Genomic DNA, 21,037 nt, shown 5'->3' on the forward strand with positions numbered 1-21,037 from the left:
AGGAAATCCGCCGGTTTCCGGCCTGCCGCGGAGACGAAGTGGCGAAACAAAAGCCCTTTGACAGAAGACCCCGCCACAGCTATCGTCGTAAACGTTTACGGAATAGAGGAAGGCCGTGGAATCGCAAGACCCACGAAGGTCTTGGCGACGAATGGCAGGTGCGTGCTCCGCTTACGGAGGAGCGCCTTCGGGAGGAAGACGATGAAGTTCAGCGACGGCAACTGGATGCTGCCGGCAGGCATGAGTATCCTCAATCCGCACCACCTGCATGCGGTGCGGACGGACGCTCGCCGGGCCGAGATCCTGACACTTGCCGTCCGGGGCCGGGGCCGTGCCGACCAGATCAATGCGCCGACCATCACCGTGACATTGACCGCGCCGATGGAAGGCGTCATCGGCGTGCGCATAGAGCATCACAAGGGGGCGGCCAAGCGCGGCCCCGCCTTCGAGCTCTTCCCCGACGACACCTTCCGCCCGACCATCATCGACGACGAGCGTGCCCTCTCATTCACGTCGGGCGGCCTGACACTGACCGTCTCCAAGGACGGCGACTGGCGCACCGAGGTGACGCGCGGCGGCAAGCGGCTGACCGGCACCGGCTTCCGCGAGACCGGCCATGCCAGCGTCGCCGGCGAGCCCCCACATGTGTTCGAGCGACTCGATATCGAGGTCGGCACGCTGGTCTACGGCCTCGGCGAACGCTTCTCCCCTTTCGTCAAGAACGGCCAGAGCATCGACATCTGGAACCAGGACGGCGGCACCTCCACGACGCAGGCCTACAAGAACATCCCCTTCTTCCTGACCAACCGGGGCTGGGGCGTTCTGGTCAACGATCCCGGCCGCGTCGGCTTCGAGGTGGCGTCGGAGAAGGTATCGAAGGTGCAGTTTGCCGTCGAAGGCGAGGCGCTAGAATACTTCCTGATCGACGGCCCGACGCCGAAGGCGGTGCTTGAGCGCTACACACGCCTCACCGGCCGCCCCGCGCTGCCGCCGGCCTGGTCGTTCGGCCTCTGGCTGACCACGTCCTTCACCACCGACTATGACGAGGGCACCGTCAACTCCTTCGTGGACGGCATGCTCCAGCGCGACATTCCGCTCCATGTCTTCCATTTCGACTGCTTCTGGATGCGCGGCGTCCACTGGTGCGATTTCGAGTGGGACCCGGAGGTGTTTCCCGATCCCGAGGGCATGCTGAAGCGCCTCCGAGAGAAGGGGCTGAAGATCTGCCTCTGGATCAATCCCTATATCGCCCAGGCGTCGAAGCTGTTCGATGAGGCGGCCGAGAAAGGCTATCTTCTGAAGCGCCCCGATGGCAGCGTCTGGCAGTGGGATCTCTGGCAGGCCGGCCAGGGCATCGTCGACTTCACCAATCCTGAAGCAGTCGCCTGGTATGGCGGGCATCTCAAACGCCTCGTCGCCATGGGCGTCGATGCCTTCAAGACCGATTTCGGTGAACGCATCCCGACCGACGTCGTCTGGCACGACGGCGCCGACCCTCAGAAGATGCACAACTACTATCCCTTCCTCTACAACAAGGTGGTGCACGACGCTCTGATCGAGACACGCGGCGAGAGCGTGCTGTTCGCCCGCTCGGCCACCGTCGGCGGCCAGCGCTTTCCGGTGCATTGGGGCGGGGACTGCTACTCCGACTATCCGGCCATGGCCGAGACGCTGCGCGGCGGCCTGTCGCTCGGCCTATCCGGATTCGGCTTCTGGAGCCACGACATCGGTGGCTTCGAGAACACCGCCGAAGCGGATGTCTACAAGCGCTGGTGCGCCTTCGGTCTGCTCTCCAGCCACAGCCGCCTGCACGGCTCGAAGTCCTATCGGGTGCCCTGGCTGTTCGACCAGGAAGCGGAGGCCGTGCTCCGGGACTTCGCGCGCCTCAAGTGCTCGCTGATGCCCTATCTCTATGCCGCCGCCGTCGAGGCGTCGGACACCGGCGTGCCGATGCTCAGGGCGATGCTGCTGGAGTTCCCTGACGATCCCGGCGCCGAAACGCTCGACCGCCAGTTCATGCTTGGCCCGTCGCTGCTGGTTGCACCGGTGTTCGACAGGGACGGCGAAGTGGCGGTCTATCTGCCGGCAGGACGCTGGACGCAGTTGCTCACCGGCGAGGTGGTGGAAGGTCCGGCGTGGCGGCGCGAGACGCACGGCGTCATGAGCCTGCCGCTCTACGTTCGACCGGGCAGCCTCATCGCCTTCGGCAACAATGACCGCCGGCCGGATTACGACTACGCCGACGGCGTCACCTTCGCTCTCTATGAACTCGCAGAAGGCGCCAGCGCCACGGCGACGGTGCCGGATTATCGCACCGGTACGCCGGCTCTGACGCTGATAGTGCGCCGCGACGGCAACGTGCTGACCGTGACGCCCGACCGCGACGTGCCCTATGCGCTCCGCCTCGTCGGCATTCCGCAGATTGCCGCCGTCGAAGGCAGCGACGATTTCGAGCAGCGTTCCGGCGGCGTTACCCTCCGCACCGCCGGCCCGCTTCGGATCACCCTCCCACCGGCCTGACGGCTGCGCCTTCACGGCGACGATCCGAAGCAGAAACCCCGGAAGCACGGCTTCCGGGGTTTTTCTTTTGGCGCTCTCGCTTGGAAAAATCAGAGGCGCCGTTCCGTCTCGGCGTCGAAGACATGGACGCTCGTGTCGGCAAAGGCCAGACCGACACGGTCGCCGCTCGCAACCATCCGCCGGCCGGTCTCCACCACCATCATTTCAGGCGTCGTCGCCGTGGTAACGAAAGTGGTCGAGCCAGTCGACTCGGTGAAGGCGACCGGCGCGTCGAAGCGCCCTTCGCCAGGTGCGGTCAGCGTGAGGTGCTCGGGCCGGATGCCGAGCAGTATCCTGGCGCCCACCGGCGCAGCGACCGGAATGGACAGACCGATCGGCCCGGCGCCCAGATCGATGGTCACGGCGCCGCCCTCGATCACGGTCGCGGGCAGGAAGTTCATGGCCGGCGAGCCGATGAAGCCGGCAACGAATTTGTTTGCCGGCTTATCATATAGATCGAGCGGGTGTCCCTGCTGCTCGATGGCGCCCGCCCGAAGCACGACGACGTGATCGGCCATGGTCATCGCTTCGATCTGATCGTGCGTCACATAGACCGAGGTGGCGCCGAGCCGGTCGTGCAGGGCGCGGATTTCCTTGCGCATGTGGACGCGCAGGGCCGCATCGAGATTGCTGAGCGGCTCGTCGAACAGGAAGGCCTTGGGGTTGCGAATGATCGCCCGGCTCATGGCGACGCGCTGGCGCTGACCACCGGAGAGTTCGCGTGGATAGCGATGAAGCAGGCCGGTGAGCCCGGTGGTGGTGGCCACCTCGGCGGCGGCCTTCTTGCGCTCGGCCTTGGCGACGCCATGCACCCTCAGCGAATAGGTGAGGTTCTCTTCCACCGTCATGTGCGGATAGAGGGCGTAGGACTGAAAGACCATGGCGACGTCGCGCTTGCGCGGCGGCAGCTTTGTCACCACCTCGCCGGCGATCGAGATGTCGCCGCCGGTGATCTTCTCGAGGCCGGCCAGCGAGCGCAGCAGCGTCGACTTGCCGCAGCCGGACGGACCGACCAGAGCCACGAAGCTGCCCTGGTCGATCGAGAGGTTGATGTCTTTCAGGGCGTGGTAGGCGCCGTAGTGCTTGTTGACGCCGGAAAACTCGATCTGCGTGGTCATTTCAGGGCTCCGGAGGTCAGGCCAGAGACGATGCGCCGCTGCAGCAGCACGAAGGTCGCCAGAATGGGTGTCACGTAGATCGAGGCGAAGGCCATGATCCGGTTCCATTCGTTGGTGTTCGGGCCCATGAATGCGTTGAGGCCGACCGAGCTCGGTTGCAGCTCGATCTCCTGGATCAGCGACTTCGAGTAGACGAACTCGCCGAAGGCCTGCATGAAGATCAGGATGGCGGCGACAAGGATGCCGTTGCGGGCGAGCGGCAGCACGATCGACCAGAAGGCGCCGACGCGCGAGTTTCCATCGACCAGCGCCGCCTCCTCGAGCTCCATCGGCACGCTCATGAAGGTGGCGCGCACCAGCACGATGAAGAAAGGCATGCTCTTGGCCGCGATGGCGAGGATCACCGCCATGCGCGGATAGTCGAGGATGCCGGTCAGCGTGAACAGCACGAAGATCGGCGTGATCATCAGCGAGGCCGGCAGCACCTGCAACATCAGGACGAGGAAGAGGCCCACATCGACCCAGACGTTGCGATAGCGGGCCAGCACATAAGCGGCGCCGGTTCCAAGAACGGCGATCAGCGCCACCGATCCCGAGGCGATCACCGTCGAGTTCCACAGGAACAAGCCCATACCCTTCAACTGAAAGACGAAGGGAAAGATCGACCACTGCGGGTCGTCCGGCCAGAAGGACGGCGGCGTCCTGAACATCTCCGAACCGGTCTTCAGTGCGGTGATATACATCCAGTAGAGCGGAAAGAGATAGATGGCAGCGAGCAGCAGCGCGACGGCGAGCAGCAGCCGATTCCTGTTGGTCTCGCTCATCCTCTCACCTCATGACGGGTCGACCGGACGTAGTAGACGGAGGCGACCATCACCACGGCGATCATGATCACCGAGATCGCAGCGCCCTTGGCGAAGTCATACTGCTTGAACGAGAGGTCCCAGGCCCAGTATTGCGCGACGTTGGAGGCGTTGTTCGGACCGCCGGCGGTGATGGCGGCGAACAGGTCGAACTGTTGCAGCGTGAAGATGAGGCCGAGAGAGATCAGCGCGCCGATGGTCGAGCGCATCATCGGCAGGGTAATGGTCCAGAAGCGGAACAAGGCGCCGGCGCCGTCGAGTTCGGCTGCTTCGTAGAGATCGGCGGGGATCGACGACAGGCCGACCGACAGCATGATCATGTTGAAGGAGGTGCCGAGCCAGATGTTGGCAATGACGACGCTCCAGAGCGCGAAAGCCGGGTCGGAGCGCCAGAAGACATTGCCCGAGATGATGTGCAGCTGGTGCAGCACGAAATTGAAGACGCCAAAATCGCCCGACAGCAGCCAGTTCCAGACGGCGCCAACCACCAAGCCCGGCATGACCCAGGAGACCAGGAATAGGCCGCGCAGCCAGGAGGCGCCGGGGAAATTTACCCAGAAGAACAGGGCGAGCGCGAAGCCGATGAGGAACTGGCCGGCGATGGAGGCGATGAGGAAGGTCGCCGTGTGCCCCATGATCGGCCAGAACTCCGGCTGGGCGATCAGCTGGCGGTAGTTGTCGAAACCGACCCACGGGCGGACGAAGCTGCCGAGGCTGAACATGTCCACGGCCTGAAAGCTCATCACCACATTGTAGGCGAGCGGAACGCCCGACAGCAGGAGAAGAAAGACGAGCGGGACGCCGATCAGGCAGAGATCGAACCCTCGGCCATCGACGAGGCTGGAATAAAGGCGTCGCATCGGTTCTCCCCGCATCCGCGCCACGGCCGGCCGCCGGCACGGAGCATCACCCTTTCCGGGCGATGCGATCAACACACTTGGATGGCGCTCCGGCGAAACGTCGGCCGGAGCGCCTTTCTCACGAGATCAGCCGAGGATGCCCTGGATGGTGGCGGCGGCCTGATCTAGCGCGTCCTTGGGGCTGGCCTGACCGGTCAGCGCCGACTGGATGGCGCCCTGGATCGCCTTGGAAATCTTCATCCAGTCGGGATGCGGGCCGCGGGGCTGGGCGTACTTGAGCTGCTCCATGAACACCTTGACGGCCGCGTCCTTCTTGGCGTCGCCGGTGGTCGGTATCTCAATGTTGGCGCGGGCGGCAAGCTGGCCCCAGTCGGGGAAGACGCGCGGATCCTGCGACACGAAGTATTCGAGCGCCTTGAAGGCCTCGTCGGGATGCTTCGAGCTCTTGAAGATCGCCCAGTTGAAGTCACCCATGGCCGACGAACGCGGCGCGCCGACTTCCGGCACCGGCATGAGCGTCACGCGCCAGTCGAACTTGGCTTCCTCCGACATGCGGTTGAGTTCCCACGGCCCGGAAATGACCATGGCAGCGTTGCCGGAGTTGAAGGTACCGGTGGAATCCCACTGGCCGCGGGTCAGCGTATCGGGCGAGGCGAGCTTCTCGTCGAGCAGCGTCTTCCAGATGGTCAGCGCACGGACGGCGCCCTCGGTGTTGATCTTGTCGAAGCCGCCGCCAGTCATCTGGGCCCAGGGGAGGAACTGGAAGGTACCCTCTTCCGAGGCCTTGGCCGAGAAGGCGATGCCGTAGACGTTGTTGGCGGGGTCGTTGAGCTTGCGGGCCGCATCGACCAGCTCATCCCAGGTCTGCGGCGGCTTGTCGGGATCGAGTCCCTTCGCCTTGAACATGTCGGCGTTGTAGTAGAGCGCGATGGTGTTGGTGGCCTTGGGCACGCCGTAGATCTTGCTGTCCCAAGTGACGGAGGCGAGCGGACCGGGGAAATAGTCTTCCTTGTGGATCACCTGGGAGCTGGCGATGCGGTCGGTGAGGTCGAGGAAGACGCCATGCGATGCGAAGAGCGCGTGCTCGGGATTGTCGATGGCGATGATATCGGGCGCCTGGCCGGTCGAGTAGGCGCGCATTGCTTCGGACGCCACGTCGTCGAAGTGGATCTGGCGATAGACGACCTTGATGTCGGGATTTTTCTCGCCGAACTCCTTGGCAAGGTTGAGGCCCGGCTGGCGCTCGTCGTCCTGGCACCAGATGGTGATGGTGACGGGGTCGGCAGCATGCGCCGCCATGCCGAGCGTCGCGACGCCGGCGTAGAACACCGCCCCCAGGATTGCCGATGTCTTCATGCTCCCTACTCCTCCAGTTGGCCGACCGGTTCTGGCTCAATGATGACCGGCGGGACCGGGAGCGAAGGGTCGGCAGCCTGCCGTTCCCTCGAAAGAGCAAGACCCACCGTTCGCCATCCATGCCTGCCGGCACGGCAATGACGCTCGAAGACCTTGGTCCGGACAGGACGTTCCTCCTGCCTGTTCGCTCCCGTAAACGTTTACGACGTTATGCGGAAAGGCTCGCCACTGTCAAGACCGCCGGAGGTCGGCGGCGGGCGCCGCATCGCATCGGCCGGGAGATACCGGCCGATCCGGGCGCTTCACAGCCATACAAAAGCAAACCGCGCCGCCCCGAATAATCGGAGCGGCACGGCGCCAGAAAACAGGTGTGAAAGCGTCAAGCGGCGTCGTAAAGGCGACGGTTGACGAGGAGGCTGCCCCTGAGGCCGTAGAGAAGTTTGGCACCGGCGAGCACAGCCAGATCGACCAGCGGTTCGACAATGATCACCAGCATGTAGGCGCCGCCGAACGAGCCGATGGCGGCGAAGTTGCCGACAGTGAAGCCCTGGCCATAGAGAGCCCAGAAGCCAACCCAGCCGACAATTCCAGCCTGATAGGCGGTGGAGAGAGCGAGGGCCTGCCCATACTTCAGCTCGACATAGGGCGTGGCAGGCGCGATGACTCGGCGGGCCAGCATGGAGAGGCCGAACAGCGGCACCAAGAGCGTGGTCACGTTCATGGCGTATTGCGGCAGATCGAAGGGGGCAAAGAACAGTCCCTGGATCAGCAGGCCGAGCGCAAGGCCGATGGCGGCCGGCGCCGCGCCGAACAGCAGGAACAGCGTCGAGCCGAGGATCAGATGCACCTCGGAGACGCCAACCGGATAGTGCGGCAGCACCTCAAAGAAGGAAAAGACGAGGGCGGTGGTCGCAACGCTGCGCAGGCCGAGCGACAGAAAGCCACTTTCGCGGACCATTCTTCTCGCAAGCGCCGAGCCGTAACCGGCCGCGCCCGTCGCCGTGAGATAGCTGAGCCACAGTTTGCCCTCAGCCACCAGGCCGGGTTCAATATGCATGTCAGTCTCCTTTTCCGTCTCACCCGACGGAATCCGATGTGTCGTGCAGGGCCGGTCTCCTGGCTTGCGGATCGCTGCCTGTCGTCCGCCTTCCCGGGGAGATCCCAGTGGCGTTCAGGACGGAGGCTCACCACGCACAGTCGCGGGGGCGGCCGGGGCTTCGGATCGTGATCCTTCCCCGTTCCCGTTTCATCCCGGCGGCCTCATGCCGCCGGAACACCTTGCACGCCTCCACCTGCGAGCAAGTTGCAGATGCTGTCAAGACGATTCGACGGGCACGCCGCTCTCGGAGCACGGGTTCCAGAGCGCTTTTTCTGTGGATTACCAATGGGTTGAATTCTGACCATATGGTCAAAATGTGCGTTTTCATGTTCAGAATCAGCGTCTCCCGTTCGAGCCCGTCCACCGGGGCCGTAAAAGGCTGCTCTTTCGCCGGCTTGGGTCTTGGGGATAGTGACCATCTCGCCTTTCCCATGCGGCCGCCCACGGGGGGACGGACCGGGGACAACAGACGAGACAATCATGACGACAAGCCCAACCGAAGGCTGGTTTCCGCGCTGGAAGCTGACCACCGCCGATCGCGTCGCGCCGGAGGAGCGCCTGCCCTGGCCGCAGACCCTGATCGCCGGGTTCCAGCACGTCGTCGCCATGTTCGGCTCGACGGTGCTGGCGCCGATCATCATGGGCTTTGATCCAAACGTCGCCGTGCTGTTCTCCGGCATCGGCACGCTGATCTTCTTCCTGGTGGTCGGCGGACGCGTGCCGTCCTACCTCGGGTCGAGCTTCGCCTTCATCGCCGTGGTGATGGCCGCCTCCGGCTACGCCGGCACCGGCGCCAACATCAACATCTCGGTGGCGCTCGGCGGCATTATTGCAGCCGGTGCCGTCTACTCGCTGATCGGCCTCATCGTCATCAAGATCGGGTACGGCTGGGTCGAGAAGCTCATGCCGCCGGTCGTCACCGGCGCCATCGTCGCCGCCATCGGCCTCAACCTCGCGCCGATCGCCGTGAAGGGCATCTCCGCCACCGGCTTCGACCGGACGGTCGGCCTCATCACCATCGTCGCCGTCGGTGCCGCCGCCGTCTACGCGCCGGGCATGCTGCGGCGCATCCCGGTGCTGATCGGCGGCCTCGTCGGTTATCTCGTCTACTGGCTGGGCGCCGCCTCCTTCGGCGATGCGCCGATCGACTTCTCCAAGCTCGACGCCGCGCCCTGGTTCGGCCTGCCGACCTTCACCACGCCGACCTTCTCGACCAGCGCCATGGCGCTGATCGCGCCGGTGGCGATCATCCTGGTGGCGGAAAACCTCGGACACATCAAGGCGATCGGCGCCATGACCGGCCGCAGCCTCGATCGTTACGTCGGCCGGGCTTTCCTGGGCGACGGCCTCGCCACCATGCTGTCGGGCGCCTTCGGCGGAACGGGCGTCACCACCTATGCCGAAAACATGGGCGTGATGGCGGTCACCAAGATCTACTCGACCCTGATCTTCGTGGTGGCCTCGGCAATCGCCATCCTGCTCGGCTTCTCGCCGAAGTTCGGCGCGCTGATCGGCACCATTCCCGGCCCGGTGATCGGAGGTCTTTCGATCGTCATCTTCGGCCTGATCACCGCCACCGCCGGCCGGATCTGGGTGGAGAACAAGGTCGACTTCTCCGAGACCAAGAACCTGATCACCACGGCCGCGGCGGTAATCGCCGGTGCCGGCGATCTGACGCTCAACATCGGCGGCTTCACGCTGGGCGGCATCGGCACCGCAACCTTCGGCGCCATCCTGCTCTACGCGCTGCTCGATCGCGGTCCGAAGCCGGCCTGACGAACAACGCCGCGATCATTCGATCGGGGCCGGGTCATACTTCGCCCACTGGTGCCCACCGGCCGTCTGGCCGGTCGGTGCCGGTGGGCTTTGCTTCTCACCGACCGCATTGGGCTTGCCGAAGCGGCCGATATTGGCGTCGCCCCACACCTTCAGCGCCATCAGCACCGGTTCCATCGAGCGGCCGAGCGGCGACAGCGAGTATTCCACCTTGGGCGGAACCTGCGGATAGACGGTGCGTATCACCAGTCCGTCCTCCTCAAGTTCGCGCAACTGATTGGTCAGCATGCGCGGCGTCACCGAGGCGAGGATTCGGCTGAGTTCGCCGAAGCGCAGCGTCCGGTCCAGAAGGTGAAACAGGATCACCGACTTCCACTTGCCGTCGATCAGGCCGATGGCCGCTTCCACCGAACAGCCGGGCGCGCAGTCGAAGCGGGAATGCCGGACCTTGGCCATGACAGTATCCTTTTGTGCAGTACATACGCTCGTTGTGCGTATTGGCTAGCTAAGCTCTTAGGAGCAATTATCGCATATATCCGCGAGAAAGGAAGTCCATCATGAAAGCCGTTGCCTATCGCCAACCCGGAGCCATCGACCGTTCGGACGCGCTTGTCGATATCGATCTGCCAACGCCAGTGGCCGCAGGGCACGATCTGCTGGTCGAGGTCGGGGCCGTCGCCGTCAATCCCGTCGACACCAAGGTGCGCAAGAGCGCCGCGCCGGCCCCAGGGGACGTGAAGGTGCTGGGCTGGGATGCAGTGGGCCGCGTCGCCGCCGTCGGAAACGAGGTGACGGGCTTTCAGCCCGGCGACTCGGTCTGGTATGCAGGCTCGATCGCCCGCCCCGGTGCCAACAGCCAGTTCCACCTCGTCGACGAGCGCCTCGTCGGCCGCAAGCCTCAAACGCTGACCGATGCCGAGGCGGCGGCGTTGCCGCTCACCGCCATCACCGCCTGGGAGATGCTGTTCGACCGTCTCGATGTGCGGCGCAAGGTACCCGGTGCCGCCAACGCCATCCTGATCGTCGGCGGGGCCGGTGGCGTCGGGTCGATCACCATCCAGCTTGTCCGGGCGCTCACCGACCTCACCGTCATCGCCACGGCCTCGCGGCCGGAGACGGCCGCCTGGGTGCGCGAGCTCGGTGCCCATCACGTCATCGATCACTCGCGCCCACTCGCCGAGGAAGTGAGCGCCCTCGGCATCGGCGCCCCGGCCTTCGTTTTCTCGACCACCGAGACGCACCGCCACCTCCTGGAGATCACCAAGCTGATCGCACCGCAGGGTCGCTTCGGACTGATCGACGACCCTGAACAGCTCGACGTCACCGGCTTCAAGCGCAAGGCGGTATCGGTGCATTGGGAGCTGATGTTCACCCGTTCGCTGTTCGAGACGCCGGATATGGACGAGCAAGGCAAGCTCCTCACCGAGGTCGCCCATCTCGTCGACGCGGGGCGGCTGCGCACGACACTCACCGAGGTGCTGCAGCCGATCAACGCCGACAATCTGCGCCGCGCCCACCAGATCATCGAAAGCGGTCGGGCACGCGGCAAGATCGTTTTGGAAGGCTTTTCTCAGGAAAACTGAAGGATCCCCAAAGAAAATACGACTCGCGGCGGCGGCTCGGAACCATTGGAGGCGACCGGCGGAAGCGCTATATTCGGGGTGCAAAGACAAGAGAAGAACGGGTTCCGGGAGCCGCCCGGAACGGGAAAAGGACGAAGATCATGTTCGGCACCCTGAAGCACCTCGCCAAGACCTTCCGCGCCCCTGCCGCCCCCGATCGCGAGCTGATCTACATCACCGTCGCGGCCGACCGATACGATCTTGATGCCCGCGCACGCCACATGGCGCGCCTCAGCCGCGTCCGGGCCTTCGGCTACTGAGCCCGCCCGAAGCGGCCAAAGAACTCCGGCCGACCACCCCGGCCGACGCCGAGCGCTCGATTTCCCTGACCGGATCGGGCGCTTTGCCGTATCTGCACTGCGGCCATCACCGGAGGCCGTCTCCGACCCGCCTCCCCTCCATCCGTTCGGGTATCTGTTCCGGCATCTGCTCGGATACCGCGATCCGCGGCACGTCGAGGAAATGGATGCTGGCGTCTGCCGTACCCTCGATGCGGCCGACGATCGCCTTGGCGAGCCACCGTCCGGCGGCGCGAAAATCCTCGCGCGCCGTCTCGATGGCCGGTCGGAACTTGCGGAACAGGTCGGAGGACTCCTTCACCACCACGTCGAAATCGCGTCCGAGCACGAGGCCGGCCGCTTCGGCGCCGGCGGTCACCGACAGCGCCGCCACGGCGCTGCCGCTGATAAAGCCGTCCGGTCGGTCACGGCGTTGCATCAGTCGATAGATCTCCGCCTGGATGTGCTCATGCGGACTGTCGGTGTCGATCGGTCCGACCGACAGGCTCTCGAGCTTCATGGCTGTGACGCCCCGACAGAAACCCGAGGCCATGTGGCGGGCATAGGCAAGATGCGGCGGCGGGCCGACCAACGCCAGCCGGCGGCGGCCGAGGCTCGCGAGGCGTTGAACGGCGCTTTCGGCATAGGCCTCGTTGTCGAAGTCGAAATAGGGATGCACGATGCCCATGTCGGTGCGGCCATGCGTCGCAAAAGGCACGCCGCGCTCGGTCAGAAAGCGGACCCGTGCATCATCGGGTTCGATGCGGGCGAACAGGATGCCGTCGGCGGCGCCGGCTTCGACGATGTTGCGGATCGGGCCGAGCGGGTCGGCTAGGGGATCGTGCATCATGACGACCAGTTGGTAGGTCGATGCCGACAGCGCCTCGGAAATGCCGTAGATGAGCTGCGAGTTGATGCCCAGTTCCTCGGACTCGGTGGCCAGCACCAGGGCGATCACGTGGCTGCGCCCGGTGCGGAGGCGAACTCCCGCACGGTTCGGCTGATAACCGAGGCTGTCGGCCAGCCGGCGGACGCGCGCCTTGGTTTCCTCGCCGATGTCGGGCGCGTCGTGCAGGGCGCGCGACACCGTCGTCACGCCCAGACCGGCCAGGCGGGCAATGGTCTTGAGCGTCGGCCGACCGGACGACGGCGGCTGATCGGCCGCGCTGTCCGGGCGCGTCTCGTCATGGGTCATCATAGTGCTATCCAGCGCAAATCCCCCGGTCGTTGCCGACGGCGCTGCTCCTCCCAATCGTTCACCCTACATCCTTTGGGCGAGAAACAGAACTGAGGCTTGCGTCTTGTTGCGCGTTTGGGTAAGTCTCCTGTAACGTTACAGGAGTGAATGCCGCGGGCAACCGCGGAAGGCGCGCCGGCAGGTCGCCAGTTGGGATATCGCGAGTTCCTGAGGAGATTCTCGCGTTATGTCAATGACTTGTCGTTTGGATGGAGCGAGAGGAGTCAGCAGTCGCCGCTGTTGCGTCATCGGCCGCACGGTCGGATGTTCAGGGTAAGTTCCTTTTCCCGACCGTCACCTGCCCATGACCCTTTCGAAAGGTGCGCAACCCTGCGGCGCAGGCCGTCCGGGAAGCGTTTGATCGCGGCGGGGAGGATCGCCGCAGGAGGAAAGGGAGGAACGCATGTCGTTTGGTATCAATCGCCGCACCTTCACGGTCGTGTCGGCTGCTGCCCTGATGGCGACCGTGGCCGGCACGGCGCTGGCGCAGTCGGGCGAATATCCCCGCAACGAGACGCTCTACATGAGCGGCGCGCAGTGGGGCAACATCATCGGCTTCAACCCCTATTTCGGCAACTTCGCCAACGGTCTGATCGGCCTCGTCAACGAGACGCTGTTCCGCTACGACCCGATCGCCGACAAATACATCAACTGGCTGGCTGAGAAGGGCGACTGGGAGAGCCCCACCGTCTTCAAGCTGACCATCCGCTCCGGCATCAAGTGGAGCGATGGCGACGACTTCACGGCTGAAGACGTGAAGTGGAACATCGATCTCGGCAAGCTGCCCACCATCTGGTGGACCGACCTCTACAAGAGCATCAAGAGCGTCGAGACCTCCGGCAATACGGTGACGGTGACCTTCGAGGGCACGCCCAACTATCAGGCCTGGCAGAACGCCCTCTGGAACATCCCGATGATGAAGCCTTCCCAGTGGAAGGATCACGCCAACGAGACGGACATCACGTCCTGGACGCCGGAGGAGCCGATCGGCACCGGTCCCTATGTGTTCGACAAGGCCGGATACGACCCGACGACGCGCGTCGTCTGGACGAAGACGCCGGATGGCTGGTGGGCCTCGAAGGCCGGCATCTCGCCCGATCCCAAGCCCAAATACATCATCGACCTCGTCAACTCGTCGAACAACGTGGCGCTCGGCCTGTTGCTCTCCGGCAAGCAGGACCTCAACAACAACTTCCTGCCGGGCGTGGCGACGCTGATCAGCGGCGGCTACGGCCTGCATACCTATTATGACAAGCCGCCCTACATGCTGCCGGCGGTCACCTCCTGGCTGCTGCCGAACACCAAGAAGGCGCCGCTCGACGACGCGGCCTTCCGCCGCGCGCTGGCCTTTGCCATCAACACCGACCAGATCGCCAAGGTGGACTATGGCAACGTCGTGCTGCCGGCGAGCCCGACCGGCCTCCTGCCGGTGTGGGACAAGTATATCGACAAGGAAGCGGTGAAGCAGCACGGCTTCAGCTATGATCCGAAGAAGTCGGCCGAGATCCTCGATGCGGCCGGCTACAAGAAGGGCGCCGACGGCTTCTATCAGACGCCGAAGGGCGAGCCGATCGACCTCAAGATCGAGGTTCCCTCGGGCTGGTCGGACTGGATGCAGGCGGTGCAGATGATCTCGGCCGACGCCAAGGCGGTCGGCATCAAGATCACGCCGAAGTATCCGGACTTCAACACCTACCAGTCGCAGCGCAACACCGGCAATTTCGATCTGATGATCGAGAACTCCCAGCCGCTCAGCGACACGCCCTATACCTACTACCGCTACCTCTACCAGCTGCCGATCCTGAGCTCGCAGACCAACTACAACTTTGCGCGCTTCGAGGACAAGGAAGCCTGGGATCTCACCGTGCAGCTCGCCAAGACGCCGCGTACCGACATCGAGAAGATGAAGGAAATCACGGCCAAGCTTCAGGTCAGCTTCATGGACCAGCTGCCGATGATCCCGCTCTGGTACAATGGTGCCTGGGCGCAGATGAGCACCACGACCTGGAAGAACTGGCCGGCCGACGGCACCGACCGCCAGTTCATCCCGATCTCGTGGCGCGGCTGGCTGCAGATGACCGGCCTCGACACGATCACGCATCTCGAGCCGGCCGGCGAGTAAGTCGCCGTTTCCACGTCCCGGTGGCCAGCGCCGCCGGGACGCCTCCGTCCGACCGAACGAACGACAGCTTCAGCAGATCCCGGGCGACGACATCCGTTGCCGCCCGGGACCGGCCGAGGATGATCCTTTGTTTCCTTTTCCGGAGCCCCGACCGTGCTGCGCTACCTCGCCCGGAAGCTGTTCATCTATCTCCTGACGTTCATCGTGGCGGTCACGATCGACTGGGCCATTCCCCGCTTCATGCCGGGCAATCCGGTCGACGCCCTGGTGTCGCGCATCGCGCTGATGCCGGATGCCAACGCGGCGCTGACGTCCTATTTCATAGCGGCGTTCAACTTCGATCAGCCGCTCTGGCAGCAGTATCTCAATTTCTGGTGGGCGCTGTTCAACGGCGACCTCGGCCGCTCGATCATGCTGTTCCCGACGCCGGTGACGACGCTGATCGGCCGCGCCCTGCCCTACACGCTGGGCCTGCTCCTGCCGTCGATCCTGTTGTCCTGGTATGTCGGCAATGTCATCGGCGCGCTGGCGGCACGGCGCAAGTTTCTGGACAACAGCGTGCTGCCCTTCGGCTATCTGCTGACAGCCACCCCCTACATGTGGCTCGGCATCCTGCTCGCCTGGGTTCTCGGCTCGACGCTCGGCTGGTTCCCGCTGGCCTTCGGTTACGACCAGTCACTCAAGGCCGAGTGGTCCTGGCAGTTCTTCGGCAGCCTCCTCTACCACTGGGTGCTGCCGTTTGCCTCGCTGTTCATGGTGGCGCTGGGTGGCTGGGCCATCGGCATGCGCAACATGATCATCTACGAGCTTGAAAGCGACTATGCCAACTATCTGATGGCGCTCGGCGCTCCGCAGCGGCTGGTGCGCAAATATGCCTTCCGCAATGCCATGCTGCCGCAGATCACCGGCCTCGCCCTGCAGCTCGGCGCCGTGGTCGGCGGCGCCCTGGTCACCGAAATCGTCTTCTCCTATCCCGGACTTGGCTGGCTGGTGCTGTCGGGCATCCAGAACCAGGACTATTTCGTCATCCAGGGCGTGTTCCTGTTCATCATCGTCGGCGTTCTGCTCGCCAACCTGATCGTTGACATCGTCTACGTGATCGTCGACCCGCGCACCCGCGTCGGACTGCAAGGAGATGCCGCATGACGAGCACCGCCAGTTCCGCTCCGGCCTCTCCCGCGCCCAAGACGGGTCGCAACGAGGTTCTCTATTTCGCCTTCCGCAACACCAAGCTGGTGATCGGCGCCTGCGTCTTCACCCTGTTCCTGCTGGGTGCCATCTTCGGCCCGATGCTCGCAACCCACGAGCCCTTGACCTTCGACGCGCCTCCGGGCCTGCCGCCCTCGGCCGACTATTGGTTCGGCACCACGCTGTTCGGCCAGGACGTGTTCTCGCAGTTCGTCCACGGCCTGCGCTCCAGCTTCATCGTCGGCGCCCTCGGCGGCATCACGGCGGCCGTCATCGGCATGCTGGTCGGCTTCTTCGCCGGCTACCGCGGCGGTCTCGTCGACGAAGTCCTGAACATGCTGACCAACGTCGTGCTGGTCATCCCGACCTTTGCCGTCCTCCTGGTGGTCGCCGCCTATCTCAGCGTGCGCGGCCTCGGCACCGAGGCCATGTTCATCGGCCTTACCTCCTGGCCGTGGGCGGCGCGCGCCATCCGCGCGCAGACCTTCTCGCTGACGTCGCGCGACTTCGTCGGCATGGCGCGGCTCAACGGCGAGAGCACGTTCCGCATCATCTTCGGCGAGATCGCGCCGAACATGAGCTCCTATCTGGTGATGACCTTCATCCTGCTGTTCGGCGGCGCCATCCTCACCGCCGCGACGCTGGACTTCATCGGGCTCGGACCGACCGATTCCATCTCGCTCGGCCTGATGATGAACTACTCGGTGATGAACGCCGCCCTGCAGCTCGGCATGTGGTGGTGGTTCGTGCCGCCGGGCCTTGCCATCACGTCCATCGTCGGCTCGCTCTACGTCATGAACGTCGGTCTCGACGAGGTCTTCAATCCCAAGCTGAGGGCGCTCTGACATGCTGGCGGTATCCGACCTCAAGATCCACTACCGGACGCTCGCCGGCAGCGTCAAAGCCCTCGATGGCGTCACCTTCTCGGTTGCCGATGGCGAGATCATGGGCCTCGCCGGCGAATCGGGCTGCGGCAAGTCGACGCTGGGCAAGGCGCTGATCCGGCTCGAAGAGCGCATGATGTACGCCGGCGGGCAGGTGACGCTCGACGGCAAGGTGCTGCCGATCGCCGATCACAAGGCGATGAATCCCTATCGTTTCCGCCATGTGTCGATCGTTCCGCAGTATGCGATGAGCGCGCTCAACCCGACGCGCCGCATCGGTCGGATGATCGATGAGCTACTGGACGCGCGGGGCCTCAAGGGATCGACGCTTCGCCCGGAACTCGAACGGCGCCTCGCGATTCTGGGGCTCGGGCCCGACGTGCTCGGCATGTATCCGATCGAACTGTCCGGCGGCATGAAGCAACGCGTCGTCATGGTGCTGTCGACGCTGCTCGACCCGTCGCTGCTCATCGCCGACGAGGTGACGTCGGCGCTCGATGTCGCCTCGCAGAAGAAGGTGGCAGGGGCGTTGGTCGAGTTCCGCGACCGCGGCTACGTCAAGTCGATGATCGTGGTCACCCACGACCTCGCCATCCTCGCCCAGGTCGCCGACAGCATCCTGATCATGTATGCCGGCAAGCTGGCCGAGAAGGCGCCGACGCGCACCATCGTCGAGGCGCCGGCGCATCCCTATACCCGCCTGCTGCTCGGTTCGCTGCCCGAAGTGGGCATCCGCTTCGAGGAGAAGCGACTGCCGGGCATCAAGGGTCGGCCGCCTTCCCTCCTCTCGCCTCCGGTCGGTTGCCGCTTCCGCGACCGTTGCCCGCTGGCCTTCGGCAAGTGCGTCGAAGAGCCTCCCTTCGTCGAGATCGCTCCCGGCCATCAGGTCGCTTGCTGGAAGGCGGACGCCCATGCTCAAGGTTGAGAACGTATCCAAGGTGTTCCGCTCCGGCGCCTTCGGCGGCAAGAAGAGCCGGGTGATCCACGATGTCGACTTCGAGGTGAAACCCGGCGAAGTGGTGTCGCTGATCGGCGAGAGCGGCTCGGGCAAGACCACCGTCGGCCGCATGATCCTGCGCCTCACCTCGGTGAGCGAGGGACGCATCACCTTCGACGGCGAGGACATCTCGGCGCTGAAAGGTTCCGGCCTCAAATCCTATTATCGCCGTGTGCAGGGCGTGTTCCAGGATCCCTTCAGTTCGTTCAACCCGATCTTCAAGGTCGGCCGCGTCTTCCGCACGATCCGGCGCGAGTTCCTAGGCGATCTCGACGCGGCCGCCTGGGAGGCCCGGCTGACCGGTGCGCTCAATGCCGTCGGCCTGGAGATCGCGGCGCTTGACAAGTTCCCCCACCAGATGAGCGGCGGCCAGTTGCAGCGCCTCTTGATCGCCCGGGCGCTGGTGCTCGACATTCGTCTGCTGGTCGCGGACGAGATCATCTCGATGCTCGACGCTTCGACGCGCATCGACGTGCTCAATCTGCTCGGCGACCTCAAGCGACAGGGCCTGTCGATCATCTTCGTCACCCACGACCTCGCGCTGGGCAACTACATTTCCGATCGGATCATCATCCTGCAGAAGGGCTCCATTGTCGAAATGGGCGCGACCGACCGGGTGTTCGGCGATCCACAGCATCCCTACACCCGCTCCCTGCTCGATGCCGTGCCGCATCTGCACGAACGCTGGAGCGACGCAGAGTTGAAAGATCTCGGCCTTGTCGCCGACACCGCGCGGTTCGGTGGCCACCTGATCGAGCATCGGGAAAACCATCTGGTGCGCGTCTATTCGTGAGTGGACGTGTCTAAACCGCCTGTCTCGCCGGCCGGCAGACGTGCTATGCCGGTTCCGCAAGAGACAGCGGGCGGCGAGATGACCAGACGGGACGAGGCACAAGCGTTTTCCGAGTTGCGGGCGGCGCTCGGGCCGGCCGGGTTTCTGGCGGGCGACGACATTCCCTCCCGCAACCACGCCGACTCCTCGGTCCTTCCGTCACAGAGACCGCTCGCCGTGCTGAGGCCGGCCTCGACGGACGAGGTGTCGGCGGCGCTCGCCATCATTTCTCGTCACGGTCTCGCCGTTACCACCCAGGGCGGCCTGACCGGCCTTTGCGGCGGTGCGACGCCGGTTGCCGGCTCGCTGGCGCTGTCGCTCGAACGGCTGGTCGGGGTCGAAGAAATCGATGGTCGCGCCATGACTCTGACGGCACGGGCCGGCACGCCGCTGGAGGTCATGCAGCGAGCGGCTGAAGCCGAAGGCTTCCTGTTCCCGGTCGACTTCGGCGCGCGCGGCACGGCAACGGCCGGCGGCATCGTGGCGACCAACGCCGGCGGCAACCGCGTGCTGCGCTATGGTATGACGCGCGCCTCGGTGCTCGGCCTCGAAGCGGTGCTGACCGACGGCACGGTGATCATCTCAACGAGCAAGATGCTGAAGAACAACGCCGGTCCCGATCTGAAGCAATTGTTCGTCGGCTCGGAAGGCCTCTTTGGCGTGGTGACGCGGGTGGTGTTCGCGCTTCAGCCCCTGCCGCGCTGGACCGGACTTGCGCTGATCGCCACCCGAGATTTCGAGGCCGCTGCCGATATTCTCGCGAGCGCCCGTGCCGATCTCGGACCGATGCTCTCTGCCTTCGAGGTGATGTGGCCCGACTACTGGACGATGGTGACCGAAAACGTGCCTGGCTGTCGCGATCCCTTTGCCGACAGGCATGGTCTCTATTTGCTCATCGAGGGGCACGGGCGTGACGCGGCGCGGGACGGTGCGGCCTTCGAGGCCTTTCTTGAAGGCATCTACGAGGCGGGCCTCGTCGACGACGCGATGCTGGCGCAATCGCTCACCGACATGGAAGCCTTCTGGGCGATCCGTGACGCCTCGGCGGAGATCGAGCCGATACTCGGCGAGCACGAGAGCTTCGATGTCGGCCTGCCGCCCGGCGAAGTGGGCCGCTTCGTCGAGGCTTGTCGCGCCGCGCTGGCACGAGAGTTGCCGACGAGCCAGGCGGTGTTCTTCGGCCATGCGGCTGATGGCAATATCCACGTGATGGCATCGGTGCCCGAACCCGGCCCGGCCGGCCACCACGCCGTCGAGAGCGTGGTCTATGGCGTGACGCGCAACTTCTCAGGCTCGGTATCGGCCGAGCATGGGATCGGCGCGTTGAAGCGCGGCTGGCTCGGCCACAGCCGATCGCCGGCGGAGATCGCACTGATGCGGCATCTCAAGACTACGCTCGACCCGCACGGCCTCCTCAATCCCGACAAGGTGATCTAGGCGGCCGAAGCTCAATCTTTCGAGGACATGGCACCCATCAGCTTGGGCAAGTCGCCGAAGCGGGCGATCAGGCCGAACACCGCCGCCGTCACCGCCACGAACAGTACCGACACGGCCGCCATGGTCGGCGTGTAGCCATAGCGAAGGGCGTTGAACACCTTGATCGGCAGTGTCTCGCGGACGAAGCCGATGGTCATGTAGGCGACGATGTACTCGTTGAGCGACAGCACGAAGGCGAAGGCATAGCCCGACACCACGTAGGGCAGGATCAGCGGCAGCACCACGGTGCGAAACACCGTGCGATCGTCGGCGCCCATGGTGGCGGCCGCCTCGGTCAGCGAACGGTCGATCGACGAGAAGCCGAGCGTCAGCGTGACCAGCGGCAGCGTGACGAAAAAGATGGCGTGGGCGATCACCGCCGTCCACGGCTGCCCGTAGAAGCCGGACGTCGCCCAGAAGGTCAGGAAGCCCAGGGCGGTGATCACCGGCGGCAACGTGAAGGGGGCGACGCCGAGAAGCTGGAACACCTGTGCCCAGGGCGCGAGGCGCCGCCACAGGAACCAGGCGAGCGGCAGGGCGATGGCGACGGCCAGCGCCGCCGAGGTGACGGCGAGCAGCACAGAAGCGATCAGCGCCCGGAACCACTCGGGATTGACGAAGATCTCGGCAAACCAGTGCAGCGAAAAGCCCTGCGGCGGAAAGGCGAGGTTCTGCTTCTCGTTGAAGGAAACGCCGGTGACGACGACGATGGGCGCCGCGAGGAAGATGCCGACCAGCGCGAGGTAAAGGCGGGAGAGGGCGCGCTCCAT

Annotated in this window: 18 protein-coding genes and 1 riboswitch; of the genes, 10 read left to right on the forward strand and 8 right to left on the reverse strand. The window is 64.8% G+C overall.

The window, feature by feature from the left end:
• The first annotated feature begins 201 nt into the window (after window positions 1-201).
• Entirely contained in the window at window positions 202-2,520 is a 2,319-nt protein-coding gene (yicI, locus tag CXZ10_RS09325) for an alpha-xylosidase (protein WP_101288869.1), read from the forward strand.
• An 89-nt stretch (window positions 2,521-2,609) separates the two neighbouring features.
• On the opposite strand, the gene CXZ10_RS09330 is transcribed toward yicI, so the two are convergent.
• The 5 genes from CXZ10_RS09330 to CXZ10_RS09350 all read right to left on the reverse strand — a co-directional run bounded on the left by CXZ10_RS09330 (window position 2,610) and on the right by CXZ10_RS09350 (window position 7,813).
• Window positions 2,610-3,677: an ABC transporter ATP-binding protein gene (locus CXZ10_RS09330; RefSeq protein ID WP_101288870.1), complete on the reverse strand. Its 1,068-nt coding sequence runs from the start codon at window positions 3,675-3,677 to the stop codon at window positions 2,610-2,612.
• The gene (locus CXZ10_RS09335) at window positions 3,674-4,501 is read right to left on the reverse strand and encodes a carbohydrate ABC transporter permease (protein WP_101288871.1); all 828 of its coding nucleotides are present in this window, start codon (window positions 4,499-4,501) and stop codon (window positions 3,674-3,676) included. The genes CXZ10_RS09330 and CXZ10_RS09335 overlap by 4 nt, the downstream gene beginning before the upstream one ends.
• Window positions 4,498-5,400 (reverse strand): carbohydrate ABC transporter permease, encoded by a 903-nt coding sequence (locus CXZ10_RS09340; RefSeq protein WP_101288872.1) that lies wholly within the window; start codon window positions 5,398-5,400, stop codon window positions 4,498-4,500. Before CXZ10_RS09340 ends, CXZ10_RS09335 begins: the two co-directional genes overlap by 4 nt.
• A 126-nt stretch (window positions 5,401-5,526) precedes the next feature.
• Window positions 5,527-6,756 (reverse strand): ABC transporter substrate-binding protein, encoded by a 1,230-nt coding sequence (locus tag CXZ10_RS09345; RefSeq protein WP_101288873.1) that lies wholly within the window; start codon window positions 6,754-6,756, stop codon window positions 5,527-5,529.
• A gap of 379 nt (window positions 6,757-7,135) precedes the next feature.
• Window positions 7,136-7,813, reverse strand: a complete 678-nt coding sequence (locus CXZ10_RS09350; RefSeq protein ID WP_101288874.1) for an energy-coupling factor ABC transporter permease — start codon at window positions 7,811-7,813, stop codon at window positions 7,136-7,138.
• Window positions 7,814-7,845: 32 nt separating this feature from the next.
• Window positions 7,846-8,052, reverse strand: a riboswitch (cobalamin riboswitch).
• A 283-nt stretch (window positions 8,053-8,335) separates the two neighbouring features.
• Between CXZ10_RS09350 and CXZ10_RS09355 the strand changes: the two genes are divergently transcribed.
• The gene (locus tag CXZ10_RS09355) at window positions 8,336-9,631 is read left to right on the forward strand and encodes a solute carrier family 23 protein (RefSeq protein ID WP_101288875.1); all 1,296 of its coding nucleotides are present in this window, start codon (window positions 8,336-8,338) and stop codon (window positions 9,629-9,631) included.
• A gap of 15 nt (window positions 9,632-9,646) precedes the next feature.
• Here CXZ10_RS09355 and CXZ10_RS09360 read toward each other — a convergent pair whose 3' ends face one another.
• Window positions 9,647-10,087 (reverse strand): winged helix-turn-helix transcriptional regulator, encoded by a 441-nt coding sequence (locus CXZ10_RS09360; protein ID WP_101288876.1) that lies wholly within the window; start codon window positions 10,085-10,087, stop codon window positions 9,647-9,649.
• A gap of 101 nt (window positions 10,088-10,188) precedes the next feature.
• Between CXZ10_RS09360 and CXZ10_RS09365 the strand changes: the two genes are divergently transcribed.
• Window positions 10,189-11,214, forward strand: coding sequence for a zinc-binding alcohol dehydrogenase family protein (locus CXZ10_RS09365; protein ID WP_101288877.1), 1,026 nt, complete (start codon window positions 10,189-10,191; stop codon window positions 11,212-11,214).
• A 140-nt stretch (window positions 11,215-11,354) separates the two neighbouring features.
• Window positions 11,355-11,513 carry a DUF3563 domain-containing protein gene (locus tag CXZ10_RS09370; RefSeq protein WP_101288878.1) on the forward strand — a complete coding sequence of 53 codons (159 nt, stop codon included), beginning with the start codon at window positions 11,355-11,357 and terminating at the stop codon, window positions 11,511-11,513.
• A 106-nt stretch (window positions 11,514-11,619) separates the two neighbouring features.
• Here CXZ10_RS09370 and CXZ10_RS09375 read toward each other — a convergent pair whose 3' ends face one another.
• The gene (locus CXZ10_RS09375; protein WP_101289002.1) at window positions 11,620-12,726 is read right to left on the reverse strand and encodes a LacI family transcriptional regulator; all 1,107 of its coding nucleotides are present in this window, start codon (window positions 12,724-12,726) and stop codon (window positions 11,620-11,622) included.
• A 445-nt stretch (window positions 12,727-13,171) separates the two neighbouring features.
• Between CXZ10_RS09375 and CXZ10_RS09380 the strand changes: the two genes are divergently transcribed.
• The 6 genes from CXZ10_RS09380 (at window position 13,172) to CXZ10_RS09405 (ending at window position 20,228) form a co-directional block, all read left to right on the forward strand.
• On the forward strand, window positions 13,172-14,890 hold the full coding sequence (locus CXZ10_RS09380) for an ABC transporter substrate-binding protein (protein ID WP_101288879.1): 1,719 nt from the start codon (window positions 13,172-13,174) through the stop codon (window positions 14,888-14,890).
• A gap of 153 nt (window positions 14,891-15,043) precedes the next feature.
• Window positions 15,044-16,036 carry an ABC transporter permease gene (locus CXZ10_RS09385; protein WP_101288880.1) on the forward strand — a complete coding sequence of 331 codons (993 nt, stop codon included), beginning with the start codon at window positions 15,044-15,046 and terminating at the stop codon, window positions 16,034-16,036.
• Window positions 16,033-16,923 (forward strand): ABC transporter permease, encoded by an 891-nt coding sequence (locus CXZ10_RS09390; RefSeq protein ID WP_101288881.1) that lies wholly within the window; start codon window positions 16,033-16,035, stop codon window positions 16,921-16,923. Before CXZ10_RS09385 ends, CXZ10_RS09390 begins: the two co-directional genes overlap by 4 nt.
• Before the next feature lies 1 nt (window position 16,924).
• Window positions 16,925-17,887, forward strand: a complete 963-nt coding sequence (locus CXZ10_RS09395; RefSeq protein ID WP_101288882.1) for an ABC transporter ATP-binding protein — start codon at window positions 16,925-16,927, stop codon at window positions 17,885-17,887.
• The gene (locus CXZ10_RS09400) at window positions 17,874-18,752 is read left to right on the forward strand and encodes an ABC transporter ATP-binding protein (protein ID WP_101288883.1); all 879 of its coding nucleotides are present in this window, start codon (window positions 17,874-17,876) and stop codon (window positions 18,750-18,752) included. The genes CXZ10_RS09395 and CXZ10_RS09400 overlap by 14 nt, the downstream gene beginning before the upstream one ends.
• A 78-nt stretch (window positions 18,753-18,830) precedes the next feature.
• Window positions 18,831-20,228: an FAD-binding oxidoreductase gene (locus CXZ10_RS09405; RefSeq protein ID WP_101289003.1), complete on the forward strand. Its 1,398-nt coding sequence runs from the start codon at window positions 18,831-18,833 to the stop codon at window positions 20,226-20,228.
• Window positions 20,229-20,239: 11 nt separating this feature from the next.
• Here CXZ10_RS09405 and CXZ10_RS09410 read toward each other — a convergent pair whose 3' ends face one another.
• Entirely contained in the window at window positions 20,240-21,037 is a 798-nt protein-coding gene (locus tag CXZ10_RS09410) for an ABC transporter permease (RefSeq protein ID WP_101288884.1), read from the reverse strand.

This window comes from Pleomorphomonas diazotrophica (assembly GCF_002844595.1).
GTDB lineage: Bacteria > Pseudomonadota > Alphaproteobacteria > Rhizobiales > Pleomorphomonadaceae > Pleomorphomonas > Pleomorphomonas diazotrophica.